14 protein-coding genes are annotated in these 14,036 nt (G+C 34.9%); 5 read left to right on the top strand and 9 right to left on the bottom strand.

Annotated elements, in window-relative coordinates; genetic code table 11:
- Nucleotides 1–651 precede the first annotated feature (651 nt).
- On the top strand, nt 652–2,232 hold the full coding sequence (locus CIK00_RS03025) for a hypothetical protein (RefSeq protein ID WP_101767456.1): 1,581 nt from the start codon (nt 652–654) through the stop codon (nt 2,230–2,232).
- Between the two features lie 298 nt (nt 2,233–2,530).
- On the opposite strand, the gene CIK00_RS03020 is transcribed toward CIK00_RS03025, so the two are convergent.
- From CIK00_RS03020 to CIK00_RS02995, 6 genes are all read right to left on the bottom strand, one after another.
- Complete coding sequence (locus CIK00_RS03020) at nt 2,531–2,785, bottom strand: hypothetical protein (RefSeq protein ID WP_101767455.1); 255 nt, start codon at nt 2,783–2,785, stop codon at nt 2,531–2,533.
- A 233-nt stretch (nt 2,786–3,018) separates the two neighbouring features.
- A complete protein-coding gene (locus CIK00_RS03015) occupies nt 3,019–3,264 on the bottom strand; it encodes a hypothetical protein (protein WP_101767454.1) in 246 nt (81 codons plus the stop codon).
- Between the two features lie 105 nt (nt 3,265–3,369).
- A complete protein-coding gene (locus tag CIK00_RS03010; RefSeq protein ID WP_101767453.1) occupies nt 3,370–3,828 on the bottom strand; it encodes a hypothetical protein in 459 nt (152 codons plus the stop codon).
- Nucleotides 3,829–4,009: 181 nt separating this feature from the next.
- A complete protein-coding gene (locus CIK00_RS03005; protein ID WP_101767452.1) occupies nt 4,010–4,528 on the bottom strand; it encodes a hypothetical protein in 519 nt (172 codons plus the stop codon).
- A gap of 44 nt (nt 4,529–4,572) precedes the next feature.
- A complete protein-coding gene (locus tag CIK00_RS03000; RefSeq protein WP_101767451.1) occupies nt 4,573–5,007 on the bottom strand; it encodes a hypothetical protein in 435 nt (144 codons plus the stop codon).
- 348 nt (nt 5,008–5,355) lie between these two features.
- Nucleotides 5,356–7,881 carry a competence protein CoiA family protein gene (locus tag CIK00_RS02995; RefSeq protein WP_101767450.1) on the bottom strand — a complete coding sequence of 842 codons (2,526 nt, stop codon included), beginning with the start codon at nt 7,879–7,881 and terminating at the stop codon, nt 5,356–5,358.
- 473 nt (nt 7,882–8,354) lie between these two features.
- On the opposite strand from CIK00_RS02995, the gene CIK00_RS02990 reads away from it, so the two are divergent.
- From CIK00_RS02990 to CIK00_RS02975, 3 genes are all read left to right on the top strand, one after another.
- On the top strand, nt 8,355–8,792 hold the full coding sequence (locus tag CIK00_RS02990; RefSeq protein WP_144043135.1) for a hypothetical protein: 438 nt from the start codon (nt 8,355–8,357) through the stop codon (nt 8,790–8,792).
- Nucleotides 8,793–8,888: 96 nt separating this feature from the next.
- Nucleotides 8,889–9,368, top strand: a complete 480-nt coding sequence (locus CIK00_RS02985; protein ID WP_101767448.1) for a hypothetical protein — start codon at nt 8,889–8,891, stop codon at nt 9,366–9,368.
- A gap of 506 nt (nt 9,369–9,874) precedes the next feature.
- Entirely contained in the window at nt 9,875–11,053 is a 1,179-nt protein-coding gene (locus CIK00_RS02975; RefSeq protein WP_101767446.1) for a tyrosine-type recombinase/integrase, read from the top strand.
- Nucleotides 11,054–11,132: 79 nt separating this feature from the next.
- On the opposite strand, the gene CIK00_RS02970 is transcribed toward CIK00_RS02975, so the two are convergent.
- Nucleotides 11,133–11,327, bottom strand: a complete 195-nt coding sequence (locus CIK00_RS02970; RefSeq protein WP_101767445.1) for a hypothetical protein — start codon at nt 11,325–11,327, stop codon at nt 11,133–11,135.
- Nucleotides 11,328–11,618: 291 nt separating this feature from the next.
- On the opposite strand from CIK00_RS02970, the gene CIK00_RS02965 reads away from it, so the two are divergent.
- Nucleotides 11,619–12,443: a hypothetical protein gene (locus tag CIK00_RS02965; protein WP_101767444.1), complete on the top strand. Its 825-nt coding sequence runs from the start codon at nt 11,619–11,621 to the stop codon at nt 12,441–12,443.
- A gap of 79 nt (nt 12,444–12,522) precedes the next feature.
- Here CIK00_RS02965 and CIK00_RS02960 read toward each other — a convergent pair whose 3' ends face one another.
- Both CIK00_RS02960 and CIK00_RS02955 read right to left on the bottom strand, forming a co-directional pair.
- Entirely contained in the window at nt 12,523–12,948 is a 426-nt protein-coding gene (locus CIK00_RS02960; protein WP_101767443.1) for a hypothetical protein, read from the bottom strand.
- Nucleotides 12,949–13,054: 106 nt separating this feature from the next.
- The gene (locus tag CIK00_RS02955) at nt 13,055–13,975 is read right to left on the bottom strand and encodes a hypothetical protein (protein WP_101767442.1); all 921 of its coding nucleotides are present in this window, start codon (nt 13,973–13,975) and stop codon (nt 13,055–13,057) included.
- Nucleotides 13,976–14,036: the final 61 nt, after the last annotated feature.

Below are 14,036 nucleotides of genomic sequence, written 5' to 3'. Positions count from 1 at the left end.
GAATATTATTGAAAAGTACATGCAATAAATGGTTATTACGCAATGAAGCAGCAATAACCATTCATTACCATTACAAGTTAAAACGGTTCAACTCAAACATTAAAGAACAGTTGATGAGCTGAAAAGTTGGTAATTTTTATTTTTTATGAATTTATTTTATGTTTTTTTTGAATATAGGGCAGACCAAAAAGCGATTATTAATATAAATCAAACGGTTAACTTTTTAATTTGTTACCTAATAATCAGCACCGTAAGTATAGAGGTAACAGAATTAGTAAAAAAATAGGACACCTTGTGCGTTGTTGGTTATGGGCTTTCACCATTTCTTATAGGATGTAAATAAGAACTCAACAACATGATAATTAGTAAGCCATAATCCATTTATTTAATTTCCACTCAACGAATATGGCGAACAATATCAAATTGTCACTTAACCTTTGACCACCAGCATAATTACATATTTATTCAATGAAGATCGATGTTTACCCCGATAATTTACCAAACAAGTGAATGGTTAATTACATTTTATTCATTTATTCCGTTCGATGCCAATTCAGTAATTGCGGCTATACTTTATAGTAATGCGTTTGTAAATTACGTTGTATGGCAATGCTATACCAATATTTATATTAATCATCGAGGAATTTAATTTTGACCATTGTGGATTTAAAGAAACAACGCCGGTTAGATATCCTTGCCGCAATTAATACTTTTGATAAACCTCAATTATCAACATTATTGTCCAGTTATGCTAAATATGTCTGTCTATTGATGGATAAGCATCCAAAATTAGTGATGGGGCTATCTTCAGGTTTTGTTTTAACTAAGAAGAATAAGAATAACCTACATTCAATAGTCTCGGAATATGCTGGACTTGTTCTTACCAAGATCCTAATTGGGTGGGAGATAGTTGACGCTGAAAAATTTGCTACCAAACAGATAGCGAGAGCTAAAGCTAAAGAAGAAAAACGTTCCGCTAAAAGATTGGCAAAAAAAAACTTTTATGCTGTTAATGGTAACTTTTTTGACGGAATGGAATACAGCTTAATAAACAATTTATTCAACACACTTACTCACCAGAATCTCGCTCACAGAAAAGATATACCTCAACTTGTTTTCAATGATATAGCTGAAGATTTTAATTACCTAATATCTATTGATTTTCACATTCAGTTAGCAGCTATTTTTGGACGCAGACTTGATGATATTAATCTAAGTTCTAATAAGGGTATGATGTTATACGTTAACTCAACCCCCAAAGCTCAACACCTACAATTATCACTTGATCCCAGTATATCTTTAAAGGCTAATTTAGAAGCTGCTGATAACGCCCGTATCCCCGCTTTTTTTGATTTTATGCGTAGAAATTGTATAAGTGGTAATGTGGAGACAGTAATATCTCACTCTCAAATTGTTGACCAACAATCTTATAATGATACTGTCGCAACAAATCTGGCACTTGTAAAAATAACAGAAGATCATCAACTCCGAAAAAATAACAATGGCTTTTTGCCTGAGAAATTGGAGTCTGATATTTTTAATGTTAATTATCCGTATTATTTATCATTATTTAATCGACATATAAAAGAAGGTCTAACATATAAAGATAAAGAAGTGCTGTACAAGATAAAGCATCACATAATTAAAGAGGCTATAAAGTTAAAACTGGCTAAAGTGATATCAAAGGAACAGTTTGATAATCCATTTTTTTGTGATTTTACCCTCGATGATGATTGTATTACTGAACTAGAATATATTTTTAATACGATTGCATGTTTAGTTTCCGATGAGGATAATCAGTGTGACGCACCGATTATCGACCGATTTAGCCAGTTTTTCAGCCAATATGAAATTGAAAATCAAGTGTTTGATAACATCGATAAAGTGATAAATTTTTTCACAGACGAACTGAAATTATACAAAACAGATTTAACGCCTTATTACCATTTCCCTAATGATTTTTTCATACGCGTTATTGCTGCCGATTATTATGATGTCTACTTGATTGATTTTCAGGGATATAAATTTCACATTCCAACTAACAAACTAGATTTTTTTGACGTACCTATATCTAAAGCCATTAGTTTAGATGATCGCAATTACGGACGACCATTAACTGATCACGAGAGAGAAAAATACAATCTACCCGACATTTTGAATTTATTAGGTGTTATTCCACGATTTCCCAACAATTTAAAAACTAAAACAGAGTGCAGCAAGTTATATTTTTAGTTTAGTTGGATGCTGTTCACCAGCATCCATATTTAGATTAAGCCTAAATTCTTTCGCTTGTATGTTTTATTCTGACGCGACAAACATAATCGTAAGCTACATACAATAATTACGTGCGCCTGTTAACCATCAGTCAATATATTGAATAACGTCACACAAGTTCTTGCATAACAACACCTGTCCAGCCCGTAGAGGCACCTTGGAATGAACTTGCACACCATCGTCGCACTAACCAATAAAAATGCCACCAGTATCTTTGCAGCATCGTCTCAATGAGTGCTAAACAAGATGTTATCGCTTAATTAAATGACCGTCTAACAATCTTAGCTTTTGTCTGCACTAAACATTCAAGCACTCTATCCGAAATTTTAATATTTGAGAGTGTTTCATTATTATAACTCACCTGCAGGTAGCCGTTGAGTTCTCCAGCTTTATCCTCACCGACGATCAGCTTCAGATCGGCCTGAGAAGTCATCAAGCCATCCTTCATCGTTACGTATTTCACAGATGCCATCAAGTCTTCGATATTAGAGATTACACTTTCATTCTTCATTTTTTGTTTCAATACCTTATGTGTAGGTTTTGGCTGAACCTACATGTTCTTTGCCGCACTGTATTGTTTTTTTTTAATAATTAGAGAAAAAATTTAACGGGGGGTGGTTGACGTGATTAATGTACTAAGTTGATCACTAATCATAAGGTGTTGTAAGGCTATTACGACAAAATTAGATATCGACAGGAGGAAATGGTAAGCCTATTAGGTAAACAGGCTTACCATAAATATAATTAGTGGGATTTTCTTTTTTCAGCCTTACCTTTGATCATATCCTTAAGCTCGTCACTCAATAAAATATTTCCGAATGATTGATCGCCATAACTTATGCGCACAAACCACCCTGAAAGACCACATTTCAATTCTCCACGAATCAATTGTAATTCTGCTTGAGAGGGGAGAAAGCCCGCATTCATTGCGATATGACCAATTAAATCATGCAGTTCTTTTGCGTCTGAAATTGCAGCGATATTTCCCATTTATTGATAATCCTTATATGTAACTTGTACAATTATTTATATATTGTTTAATCAAGGCTCATTTAAAAGCGGTATAAATCTTTCAAATGAGCTAATGGAGTTGGCTTAATGGCTATCAATAATAATAGTTGATACCTTTTTCATAAAAATACTTGATGCCTGACATACAGCTTCATACTCACCAAGCATTGCACTTTGAATACCGAGGTTATCTATACTTACTATATAAAGAGAGGCATGAGCCAAACCGATTGAATCTAGTTTTTTCTTCAAATTATCAACAAGTAATGCTTGTTCTTTATCTAGGTTATCATGCCCGTTTTCAAAATCATTTTTGGCGAAATCTAAAAACGCATCAACATCGATCATGGCTAGATTGATCACTAAATCAGCCACCCCTGAAACGTTTTTAATATGAGTAATAAATTCATCAGTAAAATCTAAAACTGCGCTCACATCCCCAAGGGCAGGGACTAAGTGATGATTTAATAGCTCTTTCAGTATTGAGATTGTTAAAGCATCTTTTTCAAAAATATGAATAAGAAATTCAGGTTTGCTTCCCATTTTAGTGTCCAATTTAATTTAAATGTATTCGTGTGCAAATATTTTCGCATGGGAATTAATACGCGCAAGCCGCTATGATTGATAAATATTATTGTTGTTAACTTACTAAAAAAACCGATTCACCCCCCTGTAAAGGATAAACTAAATTTTATCCTTTACAGGGGATGATTGGCGTTACCACTTAATGTATCGTGTGTTTTTCATCTTGGCCTAGCATCGAATGTAGATTTTGATAAGCATCATATTCACAGACAAAAGCGCCGATCACTATTGGCGGAATTTGTTTGTTATTTTCGATAGGTACAAGTGCAATTAAATATGGCTTAGAAAACTCAAGAGTTTTGAATAAAGTCTTGTATTCTTCAATTCTTCCTAATGCACAATTAAGTTTAACTTGGTCGTCGTTTAAGAACTTAATGGCATCTTTACGCGCATCACTCATACAAAGTGAGAGATCAATAGGAGCGATTGAAAAAGAGGTGCCTGGATTATAGTATTGAACCATTTCTGCCGAAGCCGTTCTAAGTAGGTTTTCTAACTCAGAAGTTTCAGTAGATTGGTCAACACATAAAATAAATTCCTCTTGAGCTGATACAAGTAGATGATTTAGCACATCTAGCGGGTGCGGATAAGGGGACTCTTTATCTGTAAACATTAGAACCGCTTTTTGTGACATCCCGATATTTTCATTTCTAAACATGATGTTACAAATCTCCATAAATCAATCGTAGTTGCGTTACTATTTTATTGGTCTTTTAAACCTAACTTCAAATCAGCGAACCGAACTAAACCAGCATGACCAGATATGAGCTTCGCGTTAATAGGTAGTTTGTAGTTAACAGTGGCCAAGTAATCTTGCATCTGCTTAACATTAAGCATCATTGTGAGACGGGGATAACATGAAGAAAAGCCAAGCATAAACATAATATCGTGTTTATCTTCTTTAAACGTTATTAACGTTAGAAACAACTCATCATCTATATTTTTCTCTTGATAATTATCAAAATGGGTATCGAGAACAGTCCACAAATCATACTCAGAATTAAATGTATATTTAGGACTGAGGTTTTGAACTATAAAGTGAATACCTTTTTGAGAAATAATATCGTTTAATGATTCTCTATACGTAATAGTTAAAGCACTAAGCAAGTCGTCATCATCACTGTTGTTATTCATCATAAATATCACCATGCCTGTAATTGTAGTTGTAAATATACTACGATTTCAACGTATAACGTTATTCTATACGTATATTGGTTTTAATTGGCTGAGAATTGATCGGTATTTATGTTTTATCGCTGAAATGAGGTTTTTTTGTTATGTTATTTTTGTAATCAACTTACGATATAAAATATTACTGTTTGAATGTAATTTTTATTGGTAGGATAGTGATGTTAACAGAACTCATATCTCTATTGAGCGCTATAACACTAACGGCATAGGCTTTCCAATCTTCGACCTATGCCGTTTTTATATCACTTTTTATGAAGAATTCTCGTCTTGAGTTTTTTCTTACATGATGGTGAATTAAACAGGTTGGTTATGGTTCTCAATTCTGTCATTACAAGATTGTCTCGCATTTAGACATTTAGTTGTAGTCTCGTTTACAACCTTATCGATAACCCTCTTACTCGTGGTGTTTAAATGTTCCTTATTAAGAGATTTAACACTGATCTTAAACTGACCAAATATACCATTTAAATTTAATCTGATTCCTTTTAGCTTGCTTGCAGTTGTCTTGCTATCATCAATAGCGTTACACAGTGCTCTGATTTTATTTTGCTCAACACGAATCATCTTGAGGACTGTAGCGTTATGGCTCCGTGTCACTCTGTGCGTACGTTTAAATGTATTGATACTAACGCCACGATTAGTCTCGATTGATTCACTAGAAGCCCATATAGGGTTAAGTAGCCTGTATGCCTCGGTGTAAGCAGTGTCCCACTTAAAACGATTCTGTTTAAATAGCGATGATAGATATTCATCATTTTTTAGATAGCCTTCGATAATGCTGTATTTATCATGAAGATTAGTTAAATCGGATCTGTCACAATCTCCTGAACGGATTTTAACAATTAACGTATCAAGGTTATTGTTAAGATCATTAAAATCAGTTAACAGTATCTTTTCAGCATCACTTCTTATAACGCTAAATGCGTTCCACCAGTCACGTATTAATTCCTCACAACCAGTTTTAGTTTCATTAAAATCAGTTAAATCACGCGATGAAATAATTGCAGCATCATCATTAGTCACTACGTATTTAGAAATATAGATTTCGAGGTCAGTTACTTCTTTGGTATATAGGCGAGCTAATCCATATTCTTTTAATAACGGGTGGTTTTGTTTGAGAATCTTGTCAAGATCATTCAAAAGGGCATCTACTTGTAACTTTGCGGTGACCATTCCTTTTTTATGTTCGTAAAAATCAGATATTCGTAACTTTTTCGCTGCATCATGACGCTTGGTTTTTAAAATAATACTATCAATTTCACTATTTTTTGTTGCAATAATTCTTCCCGTTTGTGGGGAGACCAAGAAAAAGTCAAAGCCACGTCTTATCTCATAAACTTTAGGTAAATGTTCCATTGGGAACAAGTCATATGATCGCATTCGATTATATAACTTCCTAAATTTAACTAACGACAAGGCTTCTTTTTTTCGATGTGATTGTTGTTGTTGGTACAACTCAAATCTTACGGCCAGGTCACGTTGAAAATTGCTAATGTTATTGTAGGTTACTGACGATATACCTCTGGTACTCGTTAAATAGCAAAACTTATCGAGGGCGTGAACTTCTTCTTTATCAACTTTTCGGAGAGGTTTATTTTTTAAGGTCCGATACGACACATAAGCTGATTTTAATAATTTTGCAGTAACGTTACGATATTCATGATTTGATGATCCCGAACGCTGGATGTAACTAAGCAAACGAAGAATATAACGGTTAATTGTTTTTTCCATTCCAGTTGCTAAATCAACACCGTTTACATTGCTCACAACCTGTTCTAACGAGCTTAAAACACTAGGTGATACGTCACTATAAGTAAGATGGGTTTTGCAGTAGTGATAAGCCTTACGTAACTGAATTAAACGCTTAACGATATCATTCCTGTATTGAGTGTAATTTGATGTTGTATCAACAGCCCATGGCAACCGATGTTCTGGGGCGAGAGACATTGTTGATATTAAAACTTCTTTAGTGAAGAATTCTACTTCAGCCTGATTATTATCAACAATTGAAATCTTAGGGTATCGAGCAGATACCGTTAGTTCATTATTCTGAATTGTTGACCGCAGTTCTTTCTCGCCAAAATAAAACACGTTATTGGCAGGTCTATTATTATTACGAATTGATAAATAGGCATTATTAGAACCAAACATGACATAATCGGCAATTGATTCACTATTAAAATTATTTTCAACAGGGAATAACCACAGTAGATTAATGGATTGATCCCTAAAAAATAACTCACGACTGTAAACAACTTCCGTTGTAATCCAACTACGATAAAATTCAATAGCCCATTTATTACCACTTAAATCTTCAAAATAGATATCTGGCTTCCGTCTTGTATTGCGATCATTATCTTTTGAAAAGATGAAGTGGCTATTAACAATACTTTCCAATGAAATTAATGGACTACGTTCTAACACTTCAATGACATTATATTTATTACTTGTTCGCCATTCATTCTCAACATCAGAGCAGTAATCTTTGTAAAGGTCATTAGCAACACCCGTATAATATGGACAGGATAAGACCTTTTCTAGTTGATCCTCTGTAGGAGTATGGTGACAAAAGTAGTATGTAAACATGTTGGGCTGTTGTGGGTTTCTACGTCCGTACAAGCTAGAATTACAATAGCAACAACGAAGATAATGGGTGTCATTATCGTGCTTTGCTTTATGAATTTTAGCTTTCGTTTCTTGATACAAAACGTCAACCGGCTTAAATGGGTTAGTTAGCAATCGACCGACGGTAGTTACTTTATTTTGTTCACCAACGAAAACCTCCCATAAGGGACGACTGATAATATAATTATTCTTCATTTCTCAATTTCTCGATTGTGACCTTGCCTTAACAACACAATACCATTGACCCAAAAAGCTAACAGCATTGTATAAAACTGAGGTTTTTAACGATTATTTCACGCGTTTTGATACGCGCAATTGCTCACGCGGCAGTTGAGTTAACACTTTCAGCCGTAAGAGGCAATCATCAGCTCTTGGTAAGTGTTGAACCATTTCCCATCAAAATTTTCATTAATGCCCGCACTCAACGTTAATTATCGTAAGTAACCAACACGATAGTAACGGATATTGTTTGTTACTTACGATAATTAACGGATTTTTATAGTTATTTACGTGTTTTTTTTAACTGTCGTATTCCAATAACAGCAAGATTTCTTCTAATATAGTCCTGAAATGTAAATCTGACATTAATGAGTACCATGGTTATGCCACAACAATGCCTCGAAGATAAATTCATATACGACACTGTTCCCAATAAGTTAAGTATTCGAATGCCAAAACCAAATGGTAAAGTTTACTCCGCAACTATTGGAAAAAAGAAGATAGGGCACGACGCAGCTATGGAAATAGCCATTACTAAAGTACGTGAGGTGGGTAGTGAAATGTGGGCCGAGTTTTGGAGTGACATTTTAAATAATCCTACTCTACTTAAAGAATTACCTCATTCCGTTGAGCCAACATTAACACAAGAAAAAGACAGGCATGGAAAAACGGTAATTATCTATAGAGCTATATGGACGGTCGAAAGCAACGGCAAAAGAAAGCGTGTATGTAAGAAGACCAGAGTTAACACGCATGGCTATGAGGAAAGTTATAGAATTAGTAAGCAGCAAATTCTAACAGCTTACGACCAATGGTTGCCGCTTATTCGATTTCTCAAAGAGAATGACAATCCTAGATTTGTAAATAGTCAACTCGAACTACGTTAACCGGTAGTGGCCGTAGCCTAATTGATAAATATATATATCAATATTTCTTTATGTGGCGTTTAATATTCGCACTGTTAAAATTTAAAGGAACAAACAGTGCATCATTTACAGAATACGTCACCGGACACTATTGATTGTGTAATATCGTTCGCACGACAACCGAACAGGCTTATTGATTATCTGAGCGACTTTGACGCTTGCACTAAAACTGCAGCAACCGACGATGGGGCGAAATTCATAGAGAAGATGATGGAACACGAAATCGAGGATGATGTTGTATTACAACCAGAAATTCATCTTTTCGATGTGACTGTTGCTGTTGATTCGGCTCCTAACCCGATAATTCGAGGGTTACTTGAAACCACACCAACACTAACGTTGTGCCTAATCAAGCTCAACTGTGGGGTTCTTCCTGTGTTTGTTGATGCCTTTTTCTGTAGTCGAAATACCGCGTTTGTCATGATTAAAAATCTCAAACACAATCTTGATCAACAACATCGTTCTTATCACATCGAATATCACGGTATTCCACACAACGAAATGCTGCATTCACTTCACGATGAAGTTACCCGTTAAGTCGCATCAACTTCTCCAACCATATTGTGCACTCGGTTGGAGAAGTTAATGGTAATCAGGTTTCTTCGTCAATTTTGGGAGTGCCATTAATCAACTCTACTCGATTAAGTCCTAACGAGATCCCCTTTTTGCTATATATCGGTATTGATCTAAAAAGACCATGATCCTTAGCTAAATCATAACGCAACACTTCGCCATCACGTTTTCTAATCTTTATAGCCTCACTTAAACTAGACTTACGATTTATCAATAACAAATAGAAAGATAATGAGAGATCGTTTCGCTTTGCCTTCCCAATAAGGAATGTCACTTTTTTCTTATATTTACGGCTGTAATAGCGCATTTTTTTAGTTTTCTCACGATTTTTTGTAATGTAACAACAATATTAATCGGACTAGCGCACTTCAAAAACTACGATACCTTATCTGTTTCCGTGGTGAACAATAATAACATTGACACGCCAACGAAATATCGCATGATAATGGGAACTTGGAGCATTATTAACCATGAATATCAGTATACATAATCAGCCAGATAAGTTTGAGACTGAAAAAAAATTAAGAGAGAATTATGGTTTATCACCATTCCAACTTAAAGATTTAAGGTTAGACCCTGATGCCCTCGAAGTAGAGAATATCACTAAAGCGGTAGAACGAGCCAACGAGATTGGTATTCCGTTGTACGACATACCTTACATGATTGAAGCTGTATCTGTATTACTCAATGATTTTTTGAATAATGGTATCAATCACCGTCAACGATCTTTAGAACGCCTTAATAGGGCTTGGCGCTCATTTGAAAAGTACGTAATTAGTAAGCACCCGTCTGAAACTTATATACCATCCAAACCTAAATTGGTATGTGATTTTATTAATGACAGACACAAGCAAGGTATCCATAGAAACACTCTAAAACTTGAGTTGTGGGCTATTCGTTCTGTTCATAGAGCAACGGGAATGCCAGATCCAACGGTGGCAAAATCAGTGGAAAAGGCTATCGGGAGAGTCATTAACGATCAAGTTAACAATGAAATATTCATTAAGCAAGCAACGCCTCTTGGTTACGACGCCATCACTGTGCTGTTAAAGCAATGGCGGCTATCAGGAGATCTTTCAACTAGCAGAGATTTAGCGTATATAGTTGCTGGTTATGAAGGGTTACTTCGTCATTCAGAGATTGCAAACATTAGAATGCGTCATATTACACCTCTTGAAAATGGTACTTTGCGTATTGTTTTGCCCATAACCAAAACAAACCATAGTGGTGATGCAGATGTAATTATCATTTCAAAAAACTCTCGAGCAATCATTGAGGAATATATGACCCTCGCGGGGATTGTATTCGATTTTAAAAAGACAACACAAGATTATCTATTTAAACCTACTTTAGCTTGGGGAGAGGGTATTAAAGAGACAGGGAAACCACTTAGTCATAACGCTGTAATGAAAATATTGGGTAAAGCATTTAATGTGGTATATAACGGCATTGAAGACGAAGAACGCCCTAAAAAATATACGGCTCACTCTATGAGAGTCGGAGCTGCACAGGATATGTTTAAGCGGGGCGTTGAATTATCGCGGATCATGAAAGCGGGGCGATGGTCATCTTCAGATATGCCAATGCGCTATGGTCGTGGACATGTAGATGATGGTGCCGCTAGTGAAATCCTAAATGATGCATTCTAGTTGTAGATACCTTATTTAGTGAATTTCAAATAATTAACTTGTTGTTATGTTCGATTAAAACGTAACAACAAGTTCAGGTTTAAGCAGCGATCACACAATGTTCGAAAGGTTGCAATGTAAATAATACCGTTTTGTGGTCGGCTGATAGTTTGGCCTTAGTAACTCGCACCTTTCTACCATTATACGTTGTCGAATGACGACGCTGATATTTTTCAGCTAAATGCTCAGTAAATTCTTCTTTAATACCAAGTCTAATATTAATTTCAGTCTTCATTTTTATTATTTCCTGCCCGTACTAAAGTTAAATAATTATATATAATCCACATAACGCTTTCAATTAAACTTGAAGTAGCACTGTAGTTAACAACCATTAAAACATTCTTTTTAATATGCGCAACACATAGGATGTTGTCATTAAACTACGATTAAATTATCAGGATCACACCATACAATACGAGAGCGGAATCGAGAGCGGTATAATTATTTGAAGTTTTAACCGAAATTGATTCAAACATCTTGAATCAAACCTATACTCATTTATACGCGGAGTTCCAAAGGGGAAGGTATGGAAATCGAAGTTTGCATTCTTAAAATTGGTAAAAAAAGAATGGTGAAACGTGATCTTAATTCATTGCCGTTATTGACTTACGATGACAAAAATATAAATAACGCAATAGCACGATTTAGTCTCTCTACATTTTTATCTGTGGTGATATATCATGAAAAAATATATGGTTCATATCATATATATCATAACCTTAATTTCCCAAAAAGCTGGTATTCAACTATACCCACACAAATTTCAGGTGATCTAGTATCTGAATTTTTGGTAAATAACACCGCTTTTGGCATCATTGTGGATTTAAATGGCACACCATCAATTTCTTTCGCTGAAAAGCTAAGCTACGACGATACCAAAATCAAAAATCTAATAAAGACAATCACTGACTTGGTGAACAATCCTAGTGACGACAGTTATAGCTCATTATTGGCCGTTCTTATAGATAACAGGCAAGTGTTGTATGCTGCGGTTATTTCACTATTGAAAAAACAGAGTGATGATAGTGATTATCATCGAATTATATTCGAATTCATATCAACATTATTAATAGATGACAGCGAAATTTTTAGGGATGATATTGACAATTATCCCAAGAAAAAACGATCGATAGGGTACGTTAAAAAATCATTACAGGACTGTTTCTCATTTGTTTTCGCCTTGTCTGGTTTAGACGTTGAGAAGTTAACAATAAAACAAGAACATACCGTAATCATAAAAGATATTGCTGTAATTGCATTACAGCAACTATCTGAGGAAATGGATCAAACAAAAAGACAAATAGAAGAAACAAATAAAGCTATCGATAACCTTCCATTCATATGTATATAATTTCTGATATCAATTCACTATTCCAATGCGAGCATGACAGAAGTTGAATACACTCCCCAGGGGGGGTATTCAACAATTATCAAGAGCTAATCCAACTAATAACTTCTTTGGCTGCTTGCTCTTTATCTATTCCACCAGCAACCAATGCCTCGATAGTCTGACGTTGATTTCGTTTAGTGATCTCTAGCCGAGGGCTAACATCCCAAAAAGGTCCACCCTCAGAACTCGAATTTATATAAAAGAGGGTGTAGTCACCTGACTCATAGACATCCATCGCATGATTGAAGTCGTCGAAGATAAGTAACTCATTATCCCATGTGAATTTAATTGATGTATCAGGTCTATACGATTTAATCTCTTTACGCTCTATCGGTTTAATTTCTAATTCAACCTCTTTTTTTTGATTGAACATTCCAAGAAATCGGCGTTTAAACTTATGCGCCATGATAACTAAAGAGATCTTTTTTATGCTTGTCTTTTTACTTTCTGCGTTACTACTATTCATCACCAGTACCAATTAAAGTTAATTAAAGTTCTATTGCATGAAAAATAATTCAAAAATAACCATCTTTCCTCTAAACGTAGTTATTAGGTATTCAGTAAAAACCACATTAAGACTCACCTATACTAAAAATTTCATCTTCGGTTAATTTGTACGTCTTTAATGGATTACATGGACACTGAAACATTAATTCATTATCAAGCTTAGGACGCACCCTCTGATACTCTCCAAAACTCGTAATACGATTACGTCTAATCCATGCCAAAAATTCTAACTTGCTAAACTGTTGTGGCAGATCAGCATCAATAATACATTTCCACAATAAACCATAAGCGATAGTCGGACGATGATATAAAAAACACCTTTCTGATTTTTTTGTGCTTTTCATATAATCATAATAGTCAGATAGGCGATATATCCCTTGTGCTTTTAACCACTCACGGAATTCGGCTATATTGTAATGTGTAATTACTGGCCATATCATATGGTAGAAACTTGAAGGGTGCGATGGTAGGTAATTTTTATACGGACTTTCCTTGCGACATTTTCGATAAGATTTTAAAGAAAGATCTTTGTTCATTTCATCCAAACCATAAGTTTTTAACCATACGTTAAATTCATCAAACGAAAACCAACCCTCATCGCGCAAATCGTGCCAGCTTGCCCCCATCAATGAGCTAACGTGATATCCTATTGGTAAAAATGGCCGAGCGGGTGAACTGACGTAATGCCGGCAATACTGAATACTTAGTTGAACATCATTCTCACAAATGTACCGTACAAAAACCTCACGACTAAACGAAGGTGTTCGATATTGGTATCGCATCGCTTGAATATTAAGATGATTTCTATCATCTAAAAGCCCAAGTTCTTCAAGTGTTGCACCATAAGTAGCTGTTGGATTTAAAGGTAAGTAAATGGTGTCTCCATGACTAGCGAAATATTTAAAATAGTTCGTTATCGTCTTTATCTTATTGCTATGTAGCCAATCTATAAATTTATCTTGGCTTATGAACCTTATATTTAACATGATAATAGTCAATTACTGTAACTTACTTACAATATTAACATTCGTTGTTTGATAGCTAAAA

Source organism: Photobacterium carnosum (assembly GCF_002849605.1).
GTDB classification, from domain to species: domain Bacteria; phylum Pseudomonadota; class Gammaproteobacteria; order Enterobacterales; family Vibrionaceae; genus Photobacterium; species Photobacterium carnosum.
The sequence above is the reverse complement of the archived record's forward strand: the minus strand, read 5'-3'. Positions and strand labels throughout refer to the sequence as shown.

Bases quoted from the DNA above. Each gene is read 5' to 3' on its own strand.
- CIK00_RS03010 (WP_101767453.1), bottom strand. From the start codon at position 3,828: ATGGGAAGCAAACCTGAATTTCTTATTCATATTTTTGAAAAAGATGCT.
- CIK00_RS03005 (WP_101767452.1), bottom strand. From the start codon at position 4,528: ATGTTTAGAAATGAAAATATCGGGATGTCACAAAAAGCGGTTCTAATG.
- CIK00_RS03015 (WP_101767454.1), bottom strand. From the start codon at position 3,264: ATGGGAAATATCGCTGCAATTTCAGACGCAAAAGAACTGCATGATTTA.
- CIK00_RS02965 (WP_101767444.1), top strand. From the start codon at position 11,619: ATGGAAATCGAAGTTTGCATTCTTAAAATTGGTAAAAAAAGAATGGTG.
- CIK00_RS03000 (WP_101767451.1), bottom strand. From the start codon at position 5,007: ATGATGAATAACAACAGTGATGATGACGACTTGCTTAGTGCTTTAACT.
- CIK00_RS03020 (WP_101767455.1), bottom strand. From the start codon at position 2,785: ATGAAGAATGAAAGTGTAATCTCTAATATCGAAGACTTGATGGCATCT.
- CIK00_RS02990 (WP_144043135.1), top strand. From the start codon at position 8,355: ATGCCAAAACCAAATGGTAAAGTTTACTCCGCAACTATTGGAAAAAAG.
- CIK00_RS02975 (WP_101767446.1), top strand. From the start codon at position 9,875: ATGAATATCAGTATACATAATCAGCCAGATAAGTTTGAGACTGAAAAA.
- CIK00_RS02955 (WP_101767442.1), bottom strand. From the start codon at position 13,975: ATGTTAAATATAAGGTTCATAAGCCAAGATAAATTTATAGATTGGCTA.
- CIK00_RS02995 (WP_101767450.1), bottom strand. From the start codon at position 7,881: ATGAAGAATAATTATATTATCAGTCGTCCCTTATGGGAGGTTTTCGTT.
- CIK00_RS02970 (WP_101767445.1), bottom strand. From the start codon at position 11,327: ATGAAGACTGAAATTAATATTAGACTTGGTATTAAAGAAGAATTTACT.
- CIK00_RS02960 (WP_101767443.1), bottom strand. From the start codon at position 12,948: ATGAATAGTAGTAACGCAGAAAGTAAAAAGACAAGCATAAAAAAGATC.